The sequence below is a fragment of the Streptomyces sp. NPDC090798 genome (assembly GCF_044768965.1).
Lineage (GTDB): Bacteria > Actinomycetota > Actinomycetes > Streptomycetales > Streptomycetaceae > Streptomyces.
The window spans coordinates 184,979-203,462 of record NZ_JBIVXA010000012.1 but is presented as its reverse complement, the minus strand read 5'-3'; the positions used below and the strand labels follow the sequence as shown (position 1 = coordinate 203,462).

The 18,484-nt window shown below is 69.5% G+C and carries 5 protein-coding genes; 4 read left to right on the top strand and 1 reads right to left on the bottom strand.

Translation table 11 applies throughout. The annotated features are described in order from the left end of the window. Positions 1-1,012: 1,012 nt before the first annotated feature. From ACIQTP_RS26405 to ACIQTP_RS26390, 4 genes are all read left to right on the top strand, one after another. Positions 1,013-4,129 (top strand): AMP-binding protein, encoded by a 3,117-nt coding sequence (locus ACIQTP_RS26405; protein WP_403403879.1) that lies wholly within the window; start codon positions 1,013-1,015, stop codon positions 4,127-4,129. Continuing rightward, positions 4,126-6,744 carry a beta-ketoacyl synthase N-terminal-like domain-containing protein gene (locus ACIQTP_RS26400; protein WP_403403876.1) on the top strand — a complete coding sequence of 873 codons (2,619 nt, stop codon included), beginning with the start codon at positions 4,126-4,128 and terminating at the stop codon, positions 6,742-6,744. The genes ACIQTP_RS26405 and ACIQTP_RS26400 overlap by 4 nt, the downstream gene beginning before the upstream one ends. Beyond that, positions 6,741-10,229 (top strand): amino acid adenylation domain-containing protein, encoded by a 3,489-nt coding sequence (locus tag ACIQTP_RS26395; protein WP_403403873.1) that lies wholly within the window; start codon positions 6,741-6,743, stop codon positions 10,227-10,229. Before ACIQTP_RS26400 ends, ACIQTP_RS26395 begins: the two co-directional genes overlap by 4 nt. Before the next feature lie 68 nt (positions 10,230-10,297). Further along, entirely contained in the window at positions 10,298-17,374 is a 7,077-nt protein-coding gene (locus ACIQTP_RS26390) for an amino acid adenylation domain-containing protein (RefSeq protein WP_403403870.1), read from the top strand. Between the two features lie 89 nt (positions 17,375-17,463). On the opposite strand, the gene fabD is transcribed toward ACIQTP_RS26390, so the two are convergent. Beyond that, positions 17,464-18,420 carry an ACP S-malonyltransferase gene (gene fabD / locus ACIQTP_RS26385; protein WP_403403867.1) on the bottom strand — a complete coding sequence of 319 codons (957 nt, stop codon included), beginning with the start codon at positions 18,418-18,420 and terminating at the stop codon, positions 17,464-17,466. Positions 18,421-18,484 lie beyond the last annotated feature (64 nt).

Below are 18,484 nucleotides of genomic sequence, written 5' to 3'. Positions count from 1 at the left end.
ATTCCTTACAGGGCAACCCTGCTGGGTCCCTGACCGGGACCTTCGTGGCCCATCACCAGGAACTCCTGCCGTCTGCCCGGTGATGGAGGCACCACCAGGCCGATTCAGCCATTGCATCCAAGGTGTCCATGGCGAGTTTTGACCCTACAAAGAGTGGCTACACCCAGGAGTCCCAGCCATCGCAAGTAATGGACATACGGTATAAATTGCAGAATCCTCCGAGTTTGCGCAAATCTCCAGCATGGTGATCAACAGAGACTCGTCTTACTCTTCGATGGCTCGACTTTTGCGGCTTGTTTCTCCGCTACGTGTTTGCCTTACCGAAGGACCGTTCTCCTGGCGCCCACACCTCCCCGTCTCGCGTGGCGCAGGAAGGACCCCAAGGGTCGCGCACGCTTCGATGGATGCCGACTGAAGCTAAAGATCTCGGCCAAAGATTTCGGCCATCGCTTGGTAGCGGGAGTTGAAGCACCCCTCCGGTGCATGATTCAACTTGTACCGCTGAGGCGCACGTGAAAGGCGTGACCGCATGGAAGCTCTGCATAGGGTGGTGACCATCGAGGCGGGCCTTCCGCCTCGGCCGCCGGCTTCTGAAGCCGTTTAAGTCAAGAACCATCAAATGACGACAGGACGGGAAAGGCGAGCGTGAAAACCCCTTGTAGTTCATTCAGCCCTGCCGCCGAATGAGCTTTTTTATTCCAGAACCTATCTGAGGCGCGGCCTCCTTTTTGATGCCCGAGTGACCCATCAGCGTACTTGGAAATCAGACGTCACTCGTATTCGGCTCATCCGTCCACGACTTTCGCGCCAAATTTGCCGGATCAGATTCCGTCGACGCTGACAAAACAAGTCGGCCTGGCGTTGCCAAGTTGTGTATATTTTCTGCGTGAAACCACTTCGGTTGTCAGTCCTCAACAACCATCGAGTGACTCGAATAACCCAAACAGCTTGCCTCAAATGATCACCTACAAGCTCGATCAAAGGCGAGGAACGGTTCAAAATGGCTCCGTCTGTGACTGGACATATCCGGCCCACCACGCAGCAACAGCGGGCCGTATGGGCAGCTCAGCAGTTAGATCCGGACAGCGATGCGTACAACGTTCCGGTTGCTTACCATCTCAGAGGTGCCGTAGACGCGGCCACCCTGGAATCCGCAATCCGCCGACTCCTGCACCGCCATCCTGTTCTGCGCACTTCCCTTGTCGAGGAGCGCAACGGTACTCCGTACCAGATTGTCCACGAAGTGCCGGAGTGTGTTCTGGATGTGCGTGACGTGCCCGACGGACGTGGGGAAAGCATGCTTTCGGCCGCGGCTGCCGCGCCGTTCGATGCCGAATCTCCTCTGCGGATGCGCGCACACCTGTTCCGCTCCGCTCCGTCTGACGCGGTTCTGCTGCTCGTGCTGGATCACGTCGCGGTGGATGCCCCGTCGGTCGCCCTTGTCACGTCGGACCTGTCTGAGTTATATCGAGCCGCCCTGTCAGAAGAGACCGACGCCCTGACCGATGCACCGCGCGACGGGTACTTCGAGTACGCCGTCGCGCAAGGGGATCTCATCGAGTCCGCCGAGGGCCGCGAGTACGCCGAATTCTGGAAAGATTATGTTCAACAGTTCGAGCACCTTCCCGATTCTTGGGACGGTTTCTCTCTGTCTGACCATCCGGAGCGCACATCCTCGGTTCCGGTCGAGCTGCCCCATGATCTGATGAAGAAGTGCGACAACCTGGCAGTCACACCGTTCTCAGCCCTCCTTGCATCGTTCTCCCTCACGCTTCAGCACTTCTACCGGAGCGACGATCTCCTGATCGGCTATCCCGCCGTCGACTGGCGCAGGTCGATGTATCCGGACGTCGTGGGCCTGTTCTCCGAACTCCTGCCCTTCCGGCCACCCCGCAGGGAAAAGCTCGAACTCCGCGATTACGTTGACCAGGTCCAGGACTCCGTTCTCGAACTGCTCGCCCATCAAGGGTCTTCGATGAAGTTGATGTGGGAGGCGTTGAGAGGAGACCGCAGTCCGTCCCTGGCAACCGGCCTGTCCGTGGTGATGTCCCTCAACGACATGGAAGACGACTCCGGACTCTCCCTGCCCGGTGTCGTCGCCGAGCGAATCCCGCTCCTTCCTCGTGACGCGAAGGCGGATCTGCTGTTCTCGGTCAACGTGCGTGGCTCGGTGGTCACCGGACGGCTGGACTTCAGGGAAGGTCTGTGTCCCCCTTCGGCTGCCCGAAGCCTGGCCCACGCTTTTGCTCGAGTGCTCGAGCAGATACTCACGGGCCAAGACATCACCGCCCAGGAAGTGCGGCTGGTCCCGGAGTCCGACCCCCGCCCCACAGAGAAGGGTTCTCCCGCGGCGGGGTCGGCGCACCCTCCTCTCGTCCCGGCGGCCTTTGCCGCGTGTGCGGCAGCCACACCCGAGGCCGTGGCCGTCATGGCCGACGGCTTGGAGATCACCTATCGGGAGTTGGACCAGGGCAGCCGACGCCTCGCGGCGCGCCTAGCCGGTCTGGGCCTGCCTCCCGGCAGCACGGTCGCCCTGTGCCTTCCCCCTTCAGCGGCGCTTGTCACGGCGGCCTTGGCGGTGCTTCGCAGTGGCCTCGCCGGCCTGCATGTCGACATGGGCCGCCCCACGCGGCAGCGGGCGTTCGTGCTCAAGGACGCCCGAGTGGCAGCGGTGGTGGCGGACGGCACGGAACATCCGCAGCTGCCGGTCGTCCCCGTTGATCCGGACACGCCCCAGGCGGAGCCCGGTTTCGCCGAGGCCCGCATCGACGGGAGCGACCCCGCGTATCTGATCACCGTCGACGGGAACAGCGGGTTGCCGAGGACGGTCGTCGTTCCGCACCGTGCGATCGCCAACAACCTCGCCTGGAAACAGCGGCAGTTCGGGTTCCAGGCACAGGACCGTTTCCTCTTCAGGACCTCACCGGCGTCGGACGTGTCACTGTGGGAGTACCTCGCTCCACTGACCGTCGGTGCCGCCGTGGTGATCGCTCCCGCGACGACCCACCAGGATCCAGCAGGCCTCCTGGACTCGATGCGCCGACACGACGTGACCGTGGCTCAGTTCGTGCCCACGTTCCTGAAAGCGGTGCTCACCGCAGGCGGCCTCGACGGCTGTGATGCACTGCGCTGGATCTTCGTCCACGGTGAAGCGCTGGACCAGCCGGTCGTGGACGCCGTCAGCCGTACCAGCTCGGCACGCGTCGTCAGTCTGCACGGCGCACCCGAGACCGCGGGTGATGCCGTCTTCCACATCTGTGCCCCACACGACAACGTCACCTCCGTGGTGCCGATCGGCCGGCCCATCGACGGCGCTCAGGCCTGGGTCACAGGCGCGGGTGGCCAGATTCTTCCGCCCGGCTTCGTCGGTGAACTCCTCCTGGGCGGGGCCCCGGTGGCCACCGGCTATGTCAATCGCGATCAGCTGACCGCTGAACGGTTCGCGACAGCTTCGTTCGCCGGAATCCGACCCGGTGTCCCGGCGCAGCGGCTCTACCGCACCGGCGATCTCGCCCGCATACGCGAAGACGGCCTGCTCGAACTGCTCGGACGCGAGGCCGACGCGTCGCATGTCCGCGGCTCACGGGGCGTCGGGGCCGCCATCCGCCGTCTGCTCCTGGAGCACCCTCATGTGGCTGACGCTGTGGTGCAGGCGCATCCCGAGCACCGTGACGTGCTGGTCGCCTACGTCGTGGCACCAGCCGGGCTCCCGACCGAGGAGATCCACGCGTACCTTGCGGATCGGCTGCCGACCGAGCGCTTGCCGGATCACCTCGTGCATCTGGACAGCCTTCCACTCACATCCATGGGCAAGGCCGACACGCGTGCGCTGCCCGCCCCTGTCGACGGTGAGGAGACCGTGGCCGAAGGCCTGCAGCGCGCCGCTCTGCAGCAGCGGCTCGCGCGATTGTGGGCAGAGGCGCTCGGGCTGCCGGAGGACCAAGTGCCGTACTCCGTGAGCTTCTTCAAGCTCGGCGGCACCTCGATGACCGCAGTGAGGCTGCACCGCAGAATGAAGGAGCAGATCTCCGCCGACATGCCCATCACCGACCTGTTCAAGTACCAGACGATCTCGGCGCTCGCGGACGCGCTGAGCAGTCGCCACCACACGCCTCGGGAGCGGGTATGAGCACGAGCACGCAGCGCGACCGGCAGCCCGTCGCCGTGGTGGGAATGGCCTGCCGCCTTCCCGGGGCCCGCGATGTGCAGACGTACTGGAGCAATCTGCTGGAGGGCGCGTCCTTCCTGGCTCCCCTCACGGACGACGAAGCACGGGCCAAGGGTGTGCCCGACGGTGTGCGGGGCCTTGAGCGGTACGTGCCCGTGTCGGGCGCCGTGGACGGGATCGAGCACTTCGACGCCTCCTACTTCGGCATCTCCCCTGCCGAGGCGGCCGTCATGGACCCGCAGCACCGGCTCTTCCTGGAGGAGACGGTGCATGCGCTGGAGGACGCGGGCTGGGCCGGCCGGGCGAGCGGGCGCCGGGTGGGGGTGTTCTGCGGCAGCGGCGAGAACCGTTATGGCTCCCTCCTGCCGGCCCCCGCCAGCGGCGCGAGCAGCCACCGGGGGATGTCGGACACGCCGGCCATGCTGCCGCTGCGGGCCTCCTACCACCTGGATCTGCGCGGCCCCAGTATCTTCGTCAACAGCCTGTGTTCGACGGCACTCACCGCCGTCCATCTGGCGCGGCGGAGCCTCCTGGCCGATGACTGCGATGTGGCCCTGGCCGGTGCGGTGTCCGTGCAGCTACCCCACGAGCACGGCTATGTGGCGCACGACGGCGGTGTCATGTCCCCCGGAGGGGCGCTGCGTCCCTTCGACCGCACGGCCGACGGCACGGTACCCGGCAGCGGCATCGGCATCGTCGTCCTGCGACGGCTGGACGACGCGGTCCGGGACGGGGACTTCATCCACGCGGTCATCCACGGCACCGCCCTGAACAATGACGGAGCGGACCGGCAGAGCTTCGCCGCCCCGAGCGTGCGCGGCCAGCGGGACGTCATCCTGGCCGCGCTCCGCGAAGCGCAGGTGGATCCGGGCACGATCGGCTACATCGAGGCGCACGGCACCGGCACCCCGCTCGGCGACCCCATCGAACTGGCTGCCCTCCTGGAGGCTCGCGAACAGCTCGGCGTGACCGCCCCCTGCGCGGTGGGCGCCGTCAAGTCCTCTGTGGGGCACCTCGACAGCGCGGCCGGCATGGCGGGCCTCCTCAAGGCGATCCTCGCGGTCCGGGAGGGCGTCATTCCGGCGACGGTCGGTCACACCCGGCTCAACTCGGCCGTCGATCTCGGCGAAAGCGGCCTGTACGTGAACACGGAGCGGCGGCCCTGGTCGGACGCCTCCCATCCGCGTCGCGCAGCGGTGACCGCGCTGAGCGTGGGCGGCACCAATGCGCACGTCGTGCTGGGCCAGTACACGCCGGCTCCCGCGGCGGACCGATCCGCTCCCGTGGGCGCCAAGGCGACGCGGTCGTATCTCTTCCCCCTCTCGGCCCATACGCCGGCCGCCTTCCAGCGGCTGAGGGAGCGGCTTGCGGATGTGCTCGCCGGGCCGGCGGTGGCCGCCTGCGCGGATGTCGCCCACACCCTTCAGGCGGGTCGCGCCCCACGGGAGCTACGGCGGGCCTACGTCGCCTCCTCGCCGGCGGAGCTGCAGGCGAGGCTCAAGGACGACTCGTCCCCCGTCCCCCAGGGCCGGATCCAGCTGGCCGTCGACCTCACCGGCCAGGTGAGTGCCGCGCCGTCGCTGCTGGGCCGGCTGCACCTGCCGGAGGGCGCACTGGAGAACTCGTCCGGTGGCGAACGGGCTTTTCTCCTGGGCTACGGCGCGCTGACCACGCTGACCGGACTCGGGGTGGTGCCGGATGTGCTCGTCGCCACGGGCTCAGGGGTGTTCCCGGCCGCGGCTGTCGCCGGCGCGCTGGACAGGGATGTGGCTCTGCGGTGCGCGGTGCGGCTTGAGCGTGTGCGCGACGTCGTCCGAAGCGGCGGAGACCTGAGCGTCTGCGAGCGGGAACTGACGTCCATGGAACGGGATCTGGCAGCCGCACGGCTTGCGCCGCTGCGCACGGCCGTGCGGTGTGTGACCACGAACGAGACCTTCCCGGTCGGCTCCGTGCCGTCCGCCGACCGCTTCCTGGAGGTGGCGCAGACGGTGGTGATGGAAGGCGGGGAGGCGGACGGAGCCGTCGCGGAGTGCCGCGAGGACTGTCCCGATGTGCTGGCGGCGCTCGCCGACTGGGACAGCTGGCTGGCCCTCCTCGGGCACTGCTGGGAACGCGGGGCCGACCTCGCCTGGGACGCCCTAGGGGACCCCGCGGCACGTACCACCGCGCTGCCCGGCTATCCGTTCGAGCCGGTGAGGCACTGGGCCATCCCCGAGGCAGTCGATCCGGTGCGGCAGTCCGCGCCCGTCGCCGTCTCCTCGCCGGCGCCCGCCGCCGCGGACGATGCCGATGTACTGGCCGAGGTCACAGCCATCTGGGAGGCCGTACTGGGTGTGCGCGACGTCGCCCCTGACGCGAACTTCTTCGCCCTGGGAGGGCACTCCCTGGTGGCCGCGCAGATCATCACCCGGTTGCGGGAGCGGTTCGCCGTCCGGGTGCCCCTGGGGGACCTCCTCGACGCCGAGACGCCGGCCGGGATGGCCGAGCTGGTCGAGGAACGGCTCGCCTCGGCCCGCCTGTACACCGCGCTTTCGGCTGCCGAAGACGAAGAGACGATGGGGACATTCGAGCTGTGAAGACCGCGACGACGACGGAACTCCTGCAGCGGCTGGCCGGGATCGGGGTCCGTATCCGTGCCCGGGACGGCAAGCTGTCGGTGTCCGGGCCCGCGCACGCTCTGACCGACGAGCTCAAACAGGCCATACGGGAGAAGAAGGAAGACATCGTCCGCTTCCTTCAGCAGGCACAGGACGACGAGGCGGGCCGCTCGCTGGGCCTGGTACGGGCCGACCGGGGTGGCCGTCTGCCCGCCTCCCGCGCTCAGCAGCAGCTCTGGCTCAGCGAACAGTTCGCCACCGACCTGCCGCTCTACAACATGTACTTCGCCGTGGAATGGCGGGGCGATCTGGACGTCGCCGCTCTGCACGCGGCGGTGGACGACCTGGTCCGGCGTCACGAGATCCTGCGCACCGCGCTGACCGAGAGCGACAGCGGGCTGCTGCAGACGATCGCGCCGGAGTGCCCGACGGCCTTCCTGAAGCACGAGGCCGACGCACACGGTGTCGAGGACCTGGTGCGCTCCATCGTGTCCACCCGGTTCGACCTGTCGAAGGCCCCGCTGAGCCGCTTCGACCTGATCCGCACCGGCCCCCGGACATGGATCTTCCTGGTCACCCAGCATCATGTGATCTCCGATGGCTGGTCCACCGACATCCTCAGGCGCGAGCTGGCCGAGCTGTACCGCGCGAGAGTGGAAGGCCGAGCGCCCCGCCTCGTCGAGCCCACCGTCCAGTACGCCGACTACGCCTCCTGGGAAGAGGAATGGCTGGCGGGCGAACACGCCGAGCGGCAGCGGCACTACTGGCGCCGGACGCTCGCCGACCTTCCCGCCCCCGTCGACCTCGTCCCGGGCAGGCGGCGTGAGACGGTCCCCAGCTACCGGGCCGGCGGACTCGAATTCGGTTACGACACGGCCTTCCTGACCAAGGTGCACGCGCTGTGCGCCGAGACGGGCTCGACGTTGTACGGCGCGCTCGTCGCCGCGTACTCCTTGCTGCTGTCCCGTATGGCACGCATGGACGACGTCGTGGTGGGCAGCCCGCTGGCCAACCGTCCGCACCCCGAGCTGGAGAACACGCCCGGGCTCTTCTTCAACTCGATCAGCCTGCGCACCCATGTCACCGAGACACAGAGTGTGCGGGACTTCCTCGCCATGACCCGGAAGACGGCCTACGAGGCGTTCGCCCACCAGGAGCTGCCCTTCGACCAGGTCGTGCAGGCCGCGGCACCGCAGCGCAGCAGCGCCCATGCCCCGGTGTTCCAGACGGTCTTCCTCTTCCAGACCTTCCCCGAGAGCGAGTTCGAGCTGCCGGGGGTCGAGGCCGCCCCGTTTCCCGTGCCCACCTACTCCGCCCAGTACGAGCTGATGTTCCGGCTGCGCGAGGTCGACGGCGAACTGCGTGGGCTGCTGACCTACAGCACCGCTCAGCTCGACGAGGACGACGCCGTCCGGCTGGTCACCGCCTACCGGCGGCTGGTGGAGCGCATGTGTGAGGCACCGGACGGTCCGCTGGCGCGCCTGGGGTTGATGGACGACGACAGCGCGGCGTGCATCGCGCGGTGGAACGCCGAGACCGCACGGCCCGTCCCCTCCCGTCCCGTACACGAGGACATCCTGGCCCGTCTCGACCAGGAACCGGATCTCCCGGCTCTGCGGTTCAGGGGCGCTTCGACTTCCCGGTCCGTCGTGGCCCGTGGGGCGCGGGCCACGGCGGCAGGTCTGCATGCCCGGGGTCTGCGGCCCGGGCAGCGAGTCGGAGTGCTGATGACCCGCTCGCCGGAGTTGGTGATGGTGCTCCTGGGCATCATGTCGGCGGGGCTCGTCTACGTGCCCTTGGACGGCACCGCGCCCGAGAGCCGTCTGGAGAGCATGATCGGGACGGCTGACTGCGCGGCGCTCGTCGTCGACGACACCTACCGGGAGCGGTGCCCGGACGGTCGGAGCCCGCGGCTGGACGCACGGGAGTTGCTCGCCACGCCCGACGGTATGGCGCCCCAGGTGGCCTGCGAGTCCGCGTACACCATCTTCACCTCGGGCTCCACCGGAGTGCCCAAGGGTGTCGAGATCACTCATGCCAACCTCGCCAACCTTTTCGTCGCGCTGGACGAGGCGGTCCGGCCGACCGACGGCACGGTGTGGCTCTCCGTCACCGCCGCCACCTTCGACATCGCGGTGGTGGAACTGCTGTGGACCCTGGCCCGGGGCATTCCCGTGGTCATGGCGGAGAACCTGGAGACGCTGCGGCAAGCGGCGAAGAACACGTCGGGGAGCGCGCCCGTCTCGATCCCGGAACTCATCCTGGACTCGGGGGCTAACGCCATGCAGGCGACCCCGACGCTGTTGCGCACCGTCCTCGGCCTGCCCCGGGCTGCGGAGGCCTTGGGCGCTCTGACCACGCTGATGGTGGGTGGCGAGGCCCTCGACCTCACGCTGGCGCGTCGACTCAAGGCGCTGGGCATCCCCCGCGTGCTCAACATGTACGGGCCCACGGAAACCACCGTGTGGTCCACCAGCTGGGAGGTGCCCGCGGACCCCGACCGGGTGCTCATCGGCCGCCCGCTGGCCAACACGTCCGTGCACATCGCGGACGAGCGGCTCAACCCGGTGCCTGTCGGGATGTACGGCGAACTGGTCATCGGGGGCGCCGGGGTCGCCCGGGGGTACGTGGGCAACGAGGAGCTCACCGCCCAGCGTTTTCCCTCGTGCCCTGCGCTCGCTGTCGGCGGTCCCGTCTACCGGACGGGGGACATGGCCCGGCTGCGCCCGGACGGGACACTCGAGCTGGTCGGCCGTATGGACAACCAGGTGAAGCTGCACGGGTACCGGATCGAGTTGGAGGACATCGAGCAGGCCGTCAACTCGGTCACAGGTGTGGCGCAGTGTGCCGTCGTCCTGCAGCAGGACGGTGAGCGGCAGGCCCTGGTGGCCCACTACGTGCCCGCCGCGGGGGCGGTGCTCGACGAGACACGGCTGCGTGCCGCTCTTGAGGAGCGGCTGCCCGGTCCCATGGTCCCTTCGGTGTTCGTGGCCCAGACGGCTCTGCCGACGACGAACAGCGGCAAGACCGACCGCAAGGCGCTGCCGCGGGTGCCGCTGCACCGGTCCGCCAAGACCTCGGCGGAGCCCGCGCATGATCTGGAGAGGCGTCTGCTCGCGGTGTGGCGCGCGGTCCTCGGAGATGACGAGGTCGGGCCCGCGGACGACTTCTTCCAGGTCGGCGGCTCATCCGTCCTGGTCCCTCGGCTGCTCGCCGAGGTGCGCCGGCTTGTCCACCCGCAGGCCCAGATCGTGGACTTCTTCCGCTGTCCGAGCGTCCGCGCGTACGCGGCTCACGTCGACGGCACGACCCACTCGACGCGAGCCGGTCAGGAGCAAGCGGGTCCGCGTGAAGGGGGCGCCGGGCAGGCAGGTGCCACCACCCGGCGACAGAGGATGCAGCAGGTGGCGCGGCGGCGCCGGGCGGACGCCCTCGGGCGGCCCGACGCCGGCTTCGCGGACTGACACCGGTGCGGACACGCACGCAGGTCAACGTGACTTCACCTTCTTCTTCACCGGATGGGGTTTGCACCATGAGCGATGCCGGACACGGGTTCGACGACGACATGCAGGCCATCGCTGTGACAGGGCTGGCTTGTCGCTTCCCCGGTGCCGACTCCGCCGAGGAGTTCTGGAAACTCCTGCGGGACGGCATCGACCCGCGGGAGGAGGTCCCCCGGGACGAGTTGCGGCGGGCGGGCAGACTCGAACGGGCCGAGAACCGCTCGCATGTCGCCGTACGCAAGCGCTTCGCCGATCCGGCGCTGTTCGATGCGGGCTACTTCGGCATGACGCCGGCGGAGGCCACGGTCACCGACCCCCAGCAGCGGTTTCTGCTGGAGACCGCGGTGCACGCGCTGGAGGACGCCGGGCTCGACCCGGCCGCCCCGCCCGGCCGGATCGGGGTGTACCTCGGCGTCAACATCTCGGACTACCTGCTGGAGAATCTCCTGCCGCATCCCGAGGTGATCGAGCCGCTCGGCTTTCATCGGGTCCTGATGGGCAACGATCGCGGTTATACGGCGACGCAGCTCGCCTACCGTCTCGGGCTCACCGGGCCGGCCCTCGCGGTGGACTGCGCCTGCTCGTCGAGCCTGGCGGCCGTGCACCACGCGTGCCGTGCCCTTCTGGACTTCGAGGCGGACGCGGTCCTCGCCGGTGGTGCCGCCATCAACCCGAACGACATCGGCTACAGCTACACGGAGGGCGGCATCTCCTCGCCCGACGCGTACTGCCGTCCCTTCTCCGCCGACGCCCGGGGCACGGTGTTCTCCAGCGGGGTGGGGCTCGTGGTGCTGCGCAGGCTGGAGGATGCTCTGGAGGACGGCGACCGGGTCCTCGCCGTCATCCGGGCCAGCGCCATGAACAACGACGGACGGCACAAGAGCGGATACACCGCGCCGAGCCCGCAGAGGCAGGCGGAACTGATCGCGGAGGTGCACCAGTTGGCGGGCGTCACCGCCGACCGTGTCTCCTATGTGGAGGCTCATGGCACCGGTACCCCGCTCGGCGACCCCATCGAGGTCAGTGCGCTCACCCAGGCCTTCAGGCAGACCTCGGACGGGGTCGGCTACTGCGCGATCGGCTCCGTGAAGTCGAACATCGGGCATCTCGACGCGGCTTCCGGGATCGCCGGCCTGATCAAGACGGTGCTGGCCCTGCGTCACCGGGCTCTTCCGCCGTCACTCGGCTGCGAGCGGACCAACCCGCACATCGACTTCGACACATCACCGTTCAGGGTCAACACCACGCTGCGGCGCTGGACAGGGCCCGAGCCGCTGCTCGCGGGGGTCAGCTCCTTCGGTGTCGGCGGCACCAATGCGCACGTGCTCGTGGAAGAGGCACCGGCCCTGCCCGCGGCCTCACGGCAGGACGAGGTCCACGCGGTCGCGCGGGTGCTGCCCTTCTCGGCGAAGTCCGCTGTCTCCCTGAGTCTCCTGCAGGACCAGTTGCTCGCGCGTGTCCGCACGTGCGGCGCCGACGAGGCACGCGACGTCGCCGTCGCGCTCGCGAGCCGTCGTACCCTCCACCCGCTGCGGCGGGGTCTGCTGTGGCGCGGGGACGACGAACCAGTGGTGCTGGACGCGCAGGCCGTCGATGCCGCGATCGAGGATCGGAATCCTGCGTTCGTCCTGGCCCAGGGTCGTCTCTCCGCCGAGGCGATCGACTCGCTGCTCGAACAGCAGCCGGCCTTCCGTGAGGCGGTGGAGCGGCTGAGCGGGCAGTCACCCGCCCGCGCGAGGGAAATGGCGCCCGCTGCCCTGGCCGTGGTGGCGGACCTGGGGATCGCGGCTGTGTGGGCCGAGCACGGAGTGCGCCCCGGTGCGGTCGTGGCTGCCGAAGGGCACCGGATCGCGGCCGCCGTACTGTGCGGGGTGGTGGCCGCTGCGGACGTGTCCGGCGTCCTTCGCGGCCTGGCGGGCGGTGTCGAAGCCACCCGAGCCCTCGCCGACGTGGTCCTCCACCCCGCCGAGATTCCGTGGTACACGACCGACGGCAGCGAGGTCTGCGCGGCCGGACGCGTGCCCGATCCCGCGGTGGCGTTCGGCGCTGAGGCCGCGGCGCCGGGACAGCGGACTCTGCCCCCTCGGGTGCCGGCGGTGGTCGACGTCCTCCCGCTTCCCAACCGGCCGAACCTGTCGGCCGCTCTGTTTCCCGAGGCGGTCACCGTCACCGCACCCAAGGAGGTCAGCGCCGGCCATGAGGCTCTGTCGGCGTCGCTGGGGCTGGCATGGGTGGCGGGGCTCGTCCGGGACAGGGCGCGGCTCGTGCGGGCGGCGGGGCGGGGAAGGTTCGCCGAGCTGCCCCGGTATCCCTTCGACCGACGGCGCTACTGGGTGGAGGCCGGTCACTTCGGCACGACCGTCCGGCCCGCAGTACCCGGGCCGCAGGGCGACGGTACGGCCGCCGGCCTGGAGCGGGCCGCGCTGGAGATCTTCGCCGAGGCACTGGGCACGACCGACGTGTCGCTGGACGACGACCTGTTCTCCCTGGGCGGTGACTCGCTCCTCGCGACGCGGATCGTGGCGCTCGCGCGAGCCCGCTGGCAGCGCGGCGTGCCGCTCGGGTCCTTCATGGAGGACCCCACCCCCGGCAGACTCGCCCGGCTCGTCGCGGCCTCCATGGCGGACGAGGGCGACCGGCAATGGCAACCGCTGCCGCAGACCGCCGAGGCCGACGACGACGTACCCGCCACCTCGCTGCAGGAAGGCTTCCTCTTCCTGGGAGAGATCCAAGGGGCCGCCGAGGCGTTCAACGTGCCGGTCCTGGCGGACCTGCGCGGACAGTTGGACGTCGACGCGATGCGAGAGGCGGTACGCGATCTCGTCGCACGGCACGAGACGCTGCGTACGGCGTTCCACCGGCGCGCCGGTCGTCCGGTGCAGGTGGTCGTGCCGGAGGTGTCGGTGGAACTGCCCCTCGTGGAGGTCGAGGACGAGACGTCTTTGCGGGCGGCTGTCGCGGCGCTCCTCGACAACACCATTGCCACGGACCGCGCCCCGCTGTTCGTGGCCCAGCTGCTGCGTACCGGCCCCGAGCGGCACCTGCTCGTCTTCGTGGTCCATCACCTCGTCGCGGACGCCACGTCCACGGGCATCCTGCTGAGCGACCTCTACGCTTTCTACAACCGTCGGACCGGCGGCGAGGAGCCGTCCCTGCCGGAGATCCGCGGGCTCGCCGCGGAGCACGCCAAGGCCGAGGCACGCTGGCTCAAGTCGGCCGAAGCGGACCGTCAACTCGTCTTCTGGCGAGAGGAGTTGGCGGATCTTCCGACACCGCTGGAGCTGCCCGGGGACCGCCCGCGCGCGGCTCAGCGCGGATATCAGGGGGCGAAGTCGGTCTTCACCCTGCCGTCGGCGACCGCGGACCGGGTCCGCGAACTCGCCGCGGCCGAGTCGACGACGCCCTTCGTGGTCGTTCTCACCACGTTCGCCGTGCTGCTGTCCAGGATCTGCGACCAGGGGGACCTGGTGGTCGGCTGCCCCATCTCGGGCCGGCACCGCATCGAGACGCGCGACCTCATCGGCAACTTCGTGAACACGCTGCCGATCCGGTTCAGGATCGACGAGAACCAGACCTTCCGCTCGCTGCTGCGGGACACGGCACGCCGGGTGGCCCGGTCCATGGACCATCAGGACCTGCCGTTCGAAGTCCTCGCCCGGGAACTGGAACGCGCGCAAAAGGACGAGCGCAACGACTCCGCCGTCTTCCGGGTGCTGTTCAACATGCTCAACCCCGGCAGTATGGCGCCGGCTCCACCCGCCGGGCTACAGCTGCGGCCGCTGCCGTTCGAGCGTGCGACCAGCCCCTACGAGCTGTCCCTGGACTGGTGGACCGACGACGAGGGCGCGATCGGCGGCCGTCTCATCTACGACACCGATCGCTTCACGCGGGCCATGGTGGCCGGCTGGCAGGAGTCGTTCGGGTTCCTCCTCGACCTGCTGTGCCAGACTCCTGACACGGCCATGGACACCTGCGCCGTGGCGCCCGCCGACACGGCGGAGCGTACGGCGGCCGCGCTGGCCGGGCCGGTTGTCGACGTGCCCGGCCTTCCCGTTCACGCCGTCTTCGCGCAGCAGGCCGAACGCCACCCGTACCGCGTGGCGGTGAGCGACGGCCGCGACACGCTCACCTACCGGGAACTGGCCCGCCTGTCGGGCGGCCTGGCCGATCTCCTGGCTTCGCGCGGAGTGAGCGCGGGGGCCCGGGTGGGCCTGGCCATGCCGCGTGATGTGCGGCTGGTGGTGGCGCTGCTCGGAGTGCTGCGCGCGGGCGGTACACCGGTCGCCTACGACCTGTCCCACCCCAGGCAGCGTCTCGCCGCGATCGCCGACCACTGCGGGCCCGTGCTGACGCTGTGCACCGACGAGCGGGACGCGGCCTTCGTACGGGAACTCGGGCAGCCGCTCATGTTCATGCCGGCCTTGTCCGACGTACCGGTGCGGGACGGAGCGGCCGTGGGTGACGGGGTCGACCCGGCCTGCGGCGCGTATGTGACCTACACCAGCGGCACCACGGGCAAGCCCAAAGGAATCCACTTTCCGCACCGGGCACTGACCAATCTGATCCACTGGGAGACCGAGGGTCACACGGTGGCACGCCGTTGGCTGCAGTTCGCGTCCTTCGGTTTCGACGCCGCCTTCCACGAGACGTTCGCCGCCCTGTGCGCCGGCGGCTCGCTGTACATCGTCGACGAGGAGACCAAGCACGATCACGACACGCTCGCCGAGTTCGTGAACCGCCATCGGGTGGAGAAGGCCATCGTTCCGGTGTCGCTGATGCAGGCGCTGGCGGCCCGTTTCGAGCAGGACCCCACCGCCTTCGCCTCCCTGAGGGAGATCGCCGTCACGGGTGAGCAACTGCGGCTCAGCGAAGCGATGCTGGGCTTCTTCGAGCGGCTTCCGGACTGCCGGCTGATCAACAACTACGGACCGGCCGAGACGCATGTGGTGACCTCGTTCGTCTTCACCGGCCCCCCGCGCGAGTGGCCCCGGTACGCACCGATCGGAAAGCCGCTGCAGAACGTCACCCTGGACATCGTCGGGTCACGCGCACGCGGGACCGTGCCCTGGGGCAGTGTCGGTGAGCTGGTCATCGCAGGCCCCTGTGTGGCGACGGGTTACCTGGACGACCAGGCGCTGACGGACGAGCGGTTCGTCCGCCTCGCCGGAGGCCTGCGTGCCTACCGCAGTGGTGACCGGACGCGGCTTCTGCAGTCGGGGGACATCGCGTTCCTCGGGCGGGCCGACCAACAGGTCAAGATCCGTGGTGTCCGCGTGGAGATCGGTGAGATCGAGGTCGTCATGCGTGAGGACCCCGGGCTGGCGGATGTGGCTCTGGTAGTGCGCGGGGCCGAGGGCGATCGGCATATCGATGCCTATCTCGTTCCCGTGCCGAGCTCCGGAGATGTCGTCGGCCGGGTCCGGAACCGGCTACGCGAGGCGCTCCCGGCCGCACTGGTGCCGTCGACGTTCACCCTGGTCGAGCAGCTGCCGGTGAACGCGAACGGCAAGGTGGACCCGGCCCGGCTGCCGGCCCCGGGCGCACAGCCCTCGGTGGCCAGGGCCAACGACGGGCTACCCGAGCACGACGACGAGATCCTGTCCGGGGTGCTGAACGCGTTCCGCCGGATCCTGGAAGCGCCCGAGCTGGGCCCGCGGGACGACTTCTTCGACGCCGGTGGACACTCGCTGCTGGCCACCCGGCTGATCCACGCGGTCCGTGCGGACTTCGGGGTCCGGCTCTCCATCACGGACTTCTACCAGTGCGGTACCGCTCAGCGTGTCGCTCGACTGGTGTCGAGCCGTCAGGTGCTCGGCGCATCCTATCCGGACGAGGAGTTGCCCGCCGCCGACGCGGACACCGCTCTGCCTCCCGGGCTGGCCGCGCTCGTCGACCGCCCCGGGGCCGACCGGCAGAAGACGGCCGTCTACGACACCGGGCAACAGCTCGATGCCGCACGGCTGACGGCCGCCGTGGCGGCTCTGCTGGAACGCCAGGCCGCGCTGCGGACCCGGGTCGTGGGCACGAGTGACACCGCGCTCGCCGCCGCTGACGCGCCGGGTGCCGCGACCGTGACCCGCTACGAACTGCCCCCGCACGTCGCTCCGGCCAACGCGGCCGCGTGGCTGTACGAGCAGGGGCAGCGGACGTCGATCGATCCTCGCCGGGAGCCGTTGGTCCGGGTGTCCACGCTGGACCTGCCGGACAGCCCCACCCTGCTCGCGGTCACCGTCCATCTGTTGGCCCTCGACGGCCGTGGGCTCGACCATCTGTGTCGCACCCTGGGCGATGCCTACTCCAGGCCGGCCGACGGCTGCGCACCGGACGACGGCTTCCTGCGGTATCTCGCCTGGCGCAACAGGCTTCCGGGCGACGAACGGACAGCGAACGCGGCGGAGCTGTGGCGGCGCCTGCTGGCTCCCCTGCCCGCCGCGGAGGCCACGGGAGCGGTCCGGGCGGTGGAACAGCATCGGGCGGACTGGCAGCCGGACCCGGCACTCCAGCAGGCGCTGCGGGCGCGCTGTGCGCAGCAGCGCACGACGCCGTTCACGCTGCATCTGACGGCGTTCGCGCTGGCGCTGTCGTGGTCGCGGGGCACCGGGACGGTGTGCCCGGCGGTACCGCTCGACGGCCGCTTCCACCAGCGGTTCGAGAAGACGGTCGGCGCCTTCGCCAACGTCGTGCCCATGCCGCTGCTGTTGCCCACGGAGCAGACCTTGGGGCAGGTTCTGGAGGGTGCGCGGCAGGTCGTCGACCAGGTGCTGGCGGTCAGCGCAGTCCCGTACGCCGATCTGGCCGCGACGCGTCCCGGGCTCGCCGGATTCCTGGATCTGCCCGAGGTGTTCAACTACGCCCGTGACGACGACGAGCCCGTCCTGCTCGGGACGAAGCCGCTGCTCGACGTGGGCCCCGACCTGATGGCTCCCGAACGGCGGCTCCATCTCACAGTGGTCGACAACCCGCTGGCCTTCCGCGTGGTGTTCCGGCACGGCGGCGGCCCGGGTGAGGCACGAGTGCTCGCCCTGTACCGGCAGGCTCTGTACGCGCTCGTCTTCGAGCCTGGTGAATACGTCGGCGCGCTCAGCCCCACCGGGATGGCCGCATGACCGCCACCTTCCGCCCTCTCCCCGAGCACGTGCACCGTGCCCGGGTGAGGCGGCGAGCGCTGCCGGGGCCGGCGCCCGCCGCCCGTCCCTCATACGGCGACGGAGCCCAGCTTCTCCAGCGCCTGCTCGATGTGCCGGGCAGTGCCCGCCGTCTGGGCCGGCAGGCTCGGGTGCTCGGCACGGCTGAGGTTGGTCAGGGTACGTCCGGGGCCCACCTCGACGAAGGCCTCGACCTCTTCCCGGGCCAGCAGCCGCAGGGTCTCCTGCCACCGCACCGGTGCGGCAAGCTGGCGGCGCAGCAACTCGCGTGCCTCCGCACCCGAGTGCACGTAGCTCGCGGTGGTGTTGGCCACGACGGGGACGGCGGGGGTGAAGAAGGTCACCGCTTCCAGGCTGTGGCTGAACTCAGCGGCGATGTCCTCCATCAGGGAGCAGTGGAAGGGGGCCCCGACCTTGAGGTCGGCGACATGGCTCGCGCCTGCCCGCACAGCCAGGCGGGAGACCTCGTCGATCCCCCGGACGATCCCGGAGACCACGGTCTGGCGGGCCGAGTTGTAGTTGGCGACCTCGACGACCACGCCGAGCGTGCGCGAGACCTCCGCGCACATGTCGCGCACCTGCGGCGCCGGGAGGCCGATGATCGCGGCCATCCGGCCGGGGGTGCGGCGGTTGACCTCCGACATCAACTGGCCGCGCCTGCGCACCAGTTTCAGGCCGTCGATCCAGTCGAGGACGCCGGCGCAGACCAGGGCGGTGTACTCGCCCAGGCTGTGCCCGGCGACCACGGCGGGCCGGATCCCCTTCTCGCGGAGCACGGCCGCGGCAGCCAGGCTGGCCACGTAGACGGCCGGCTGGGTCACCGAGGTCTCCCTGAGCTCTTCGGCGTCGCCCTGGAAGCAGAGACGGCTCAGCCGTATTCCCAGGACCTCGTCGGCGGTTTCGAAGTACGGGCGTACGACGTCCGGATACCGCTCTACCAAATCAAGGCCCATTCCCGGCGTCTGGGACCCCTGTCCCGGAAAGAGGAAAGCGATTCTGCTCAACACAACCTCCGTCAGTCGAGAGATATATGTGCATGCGGCAAACTCACGATCGTCCACCCTACCCGGT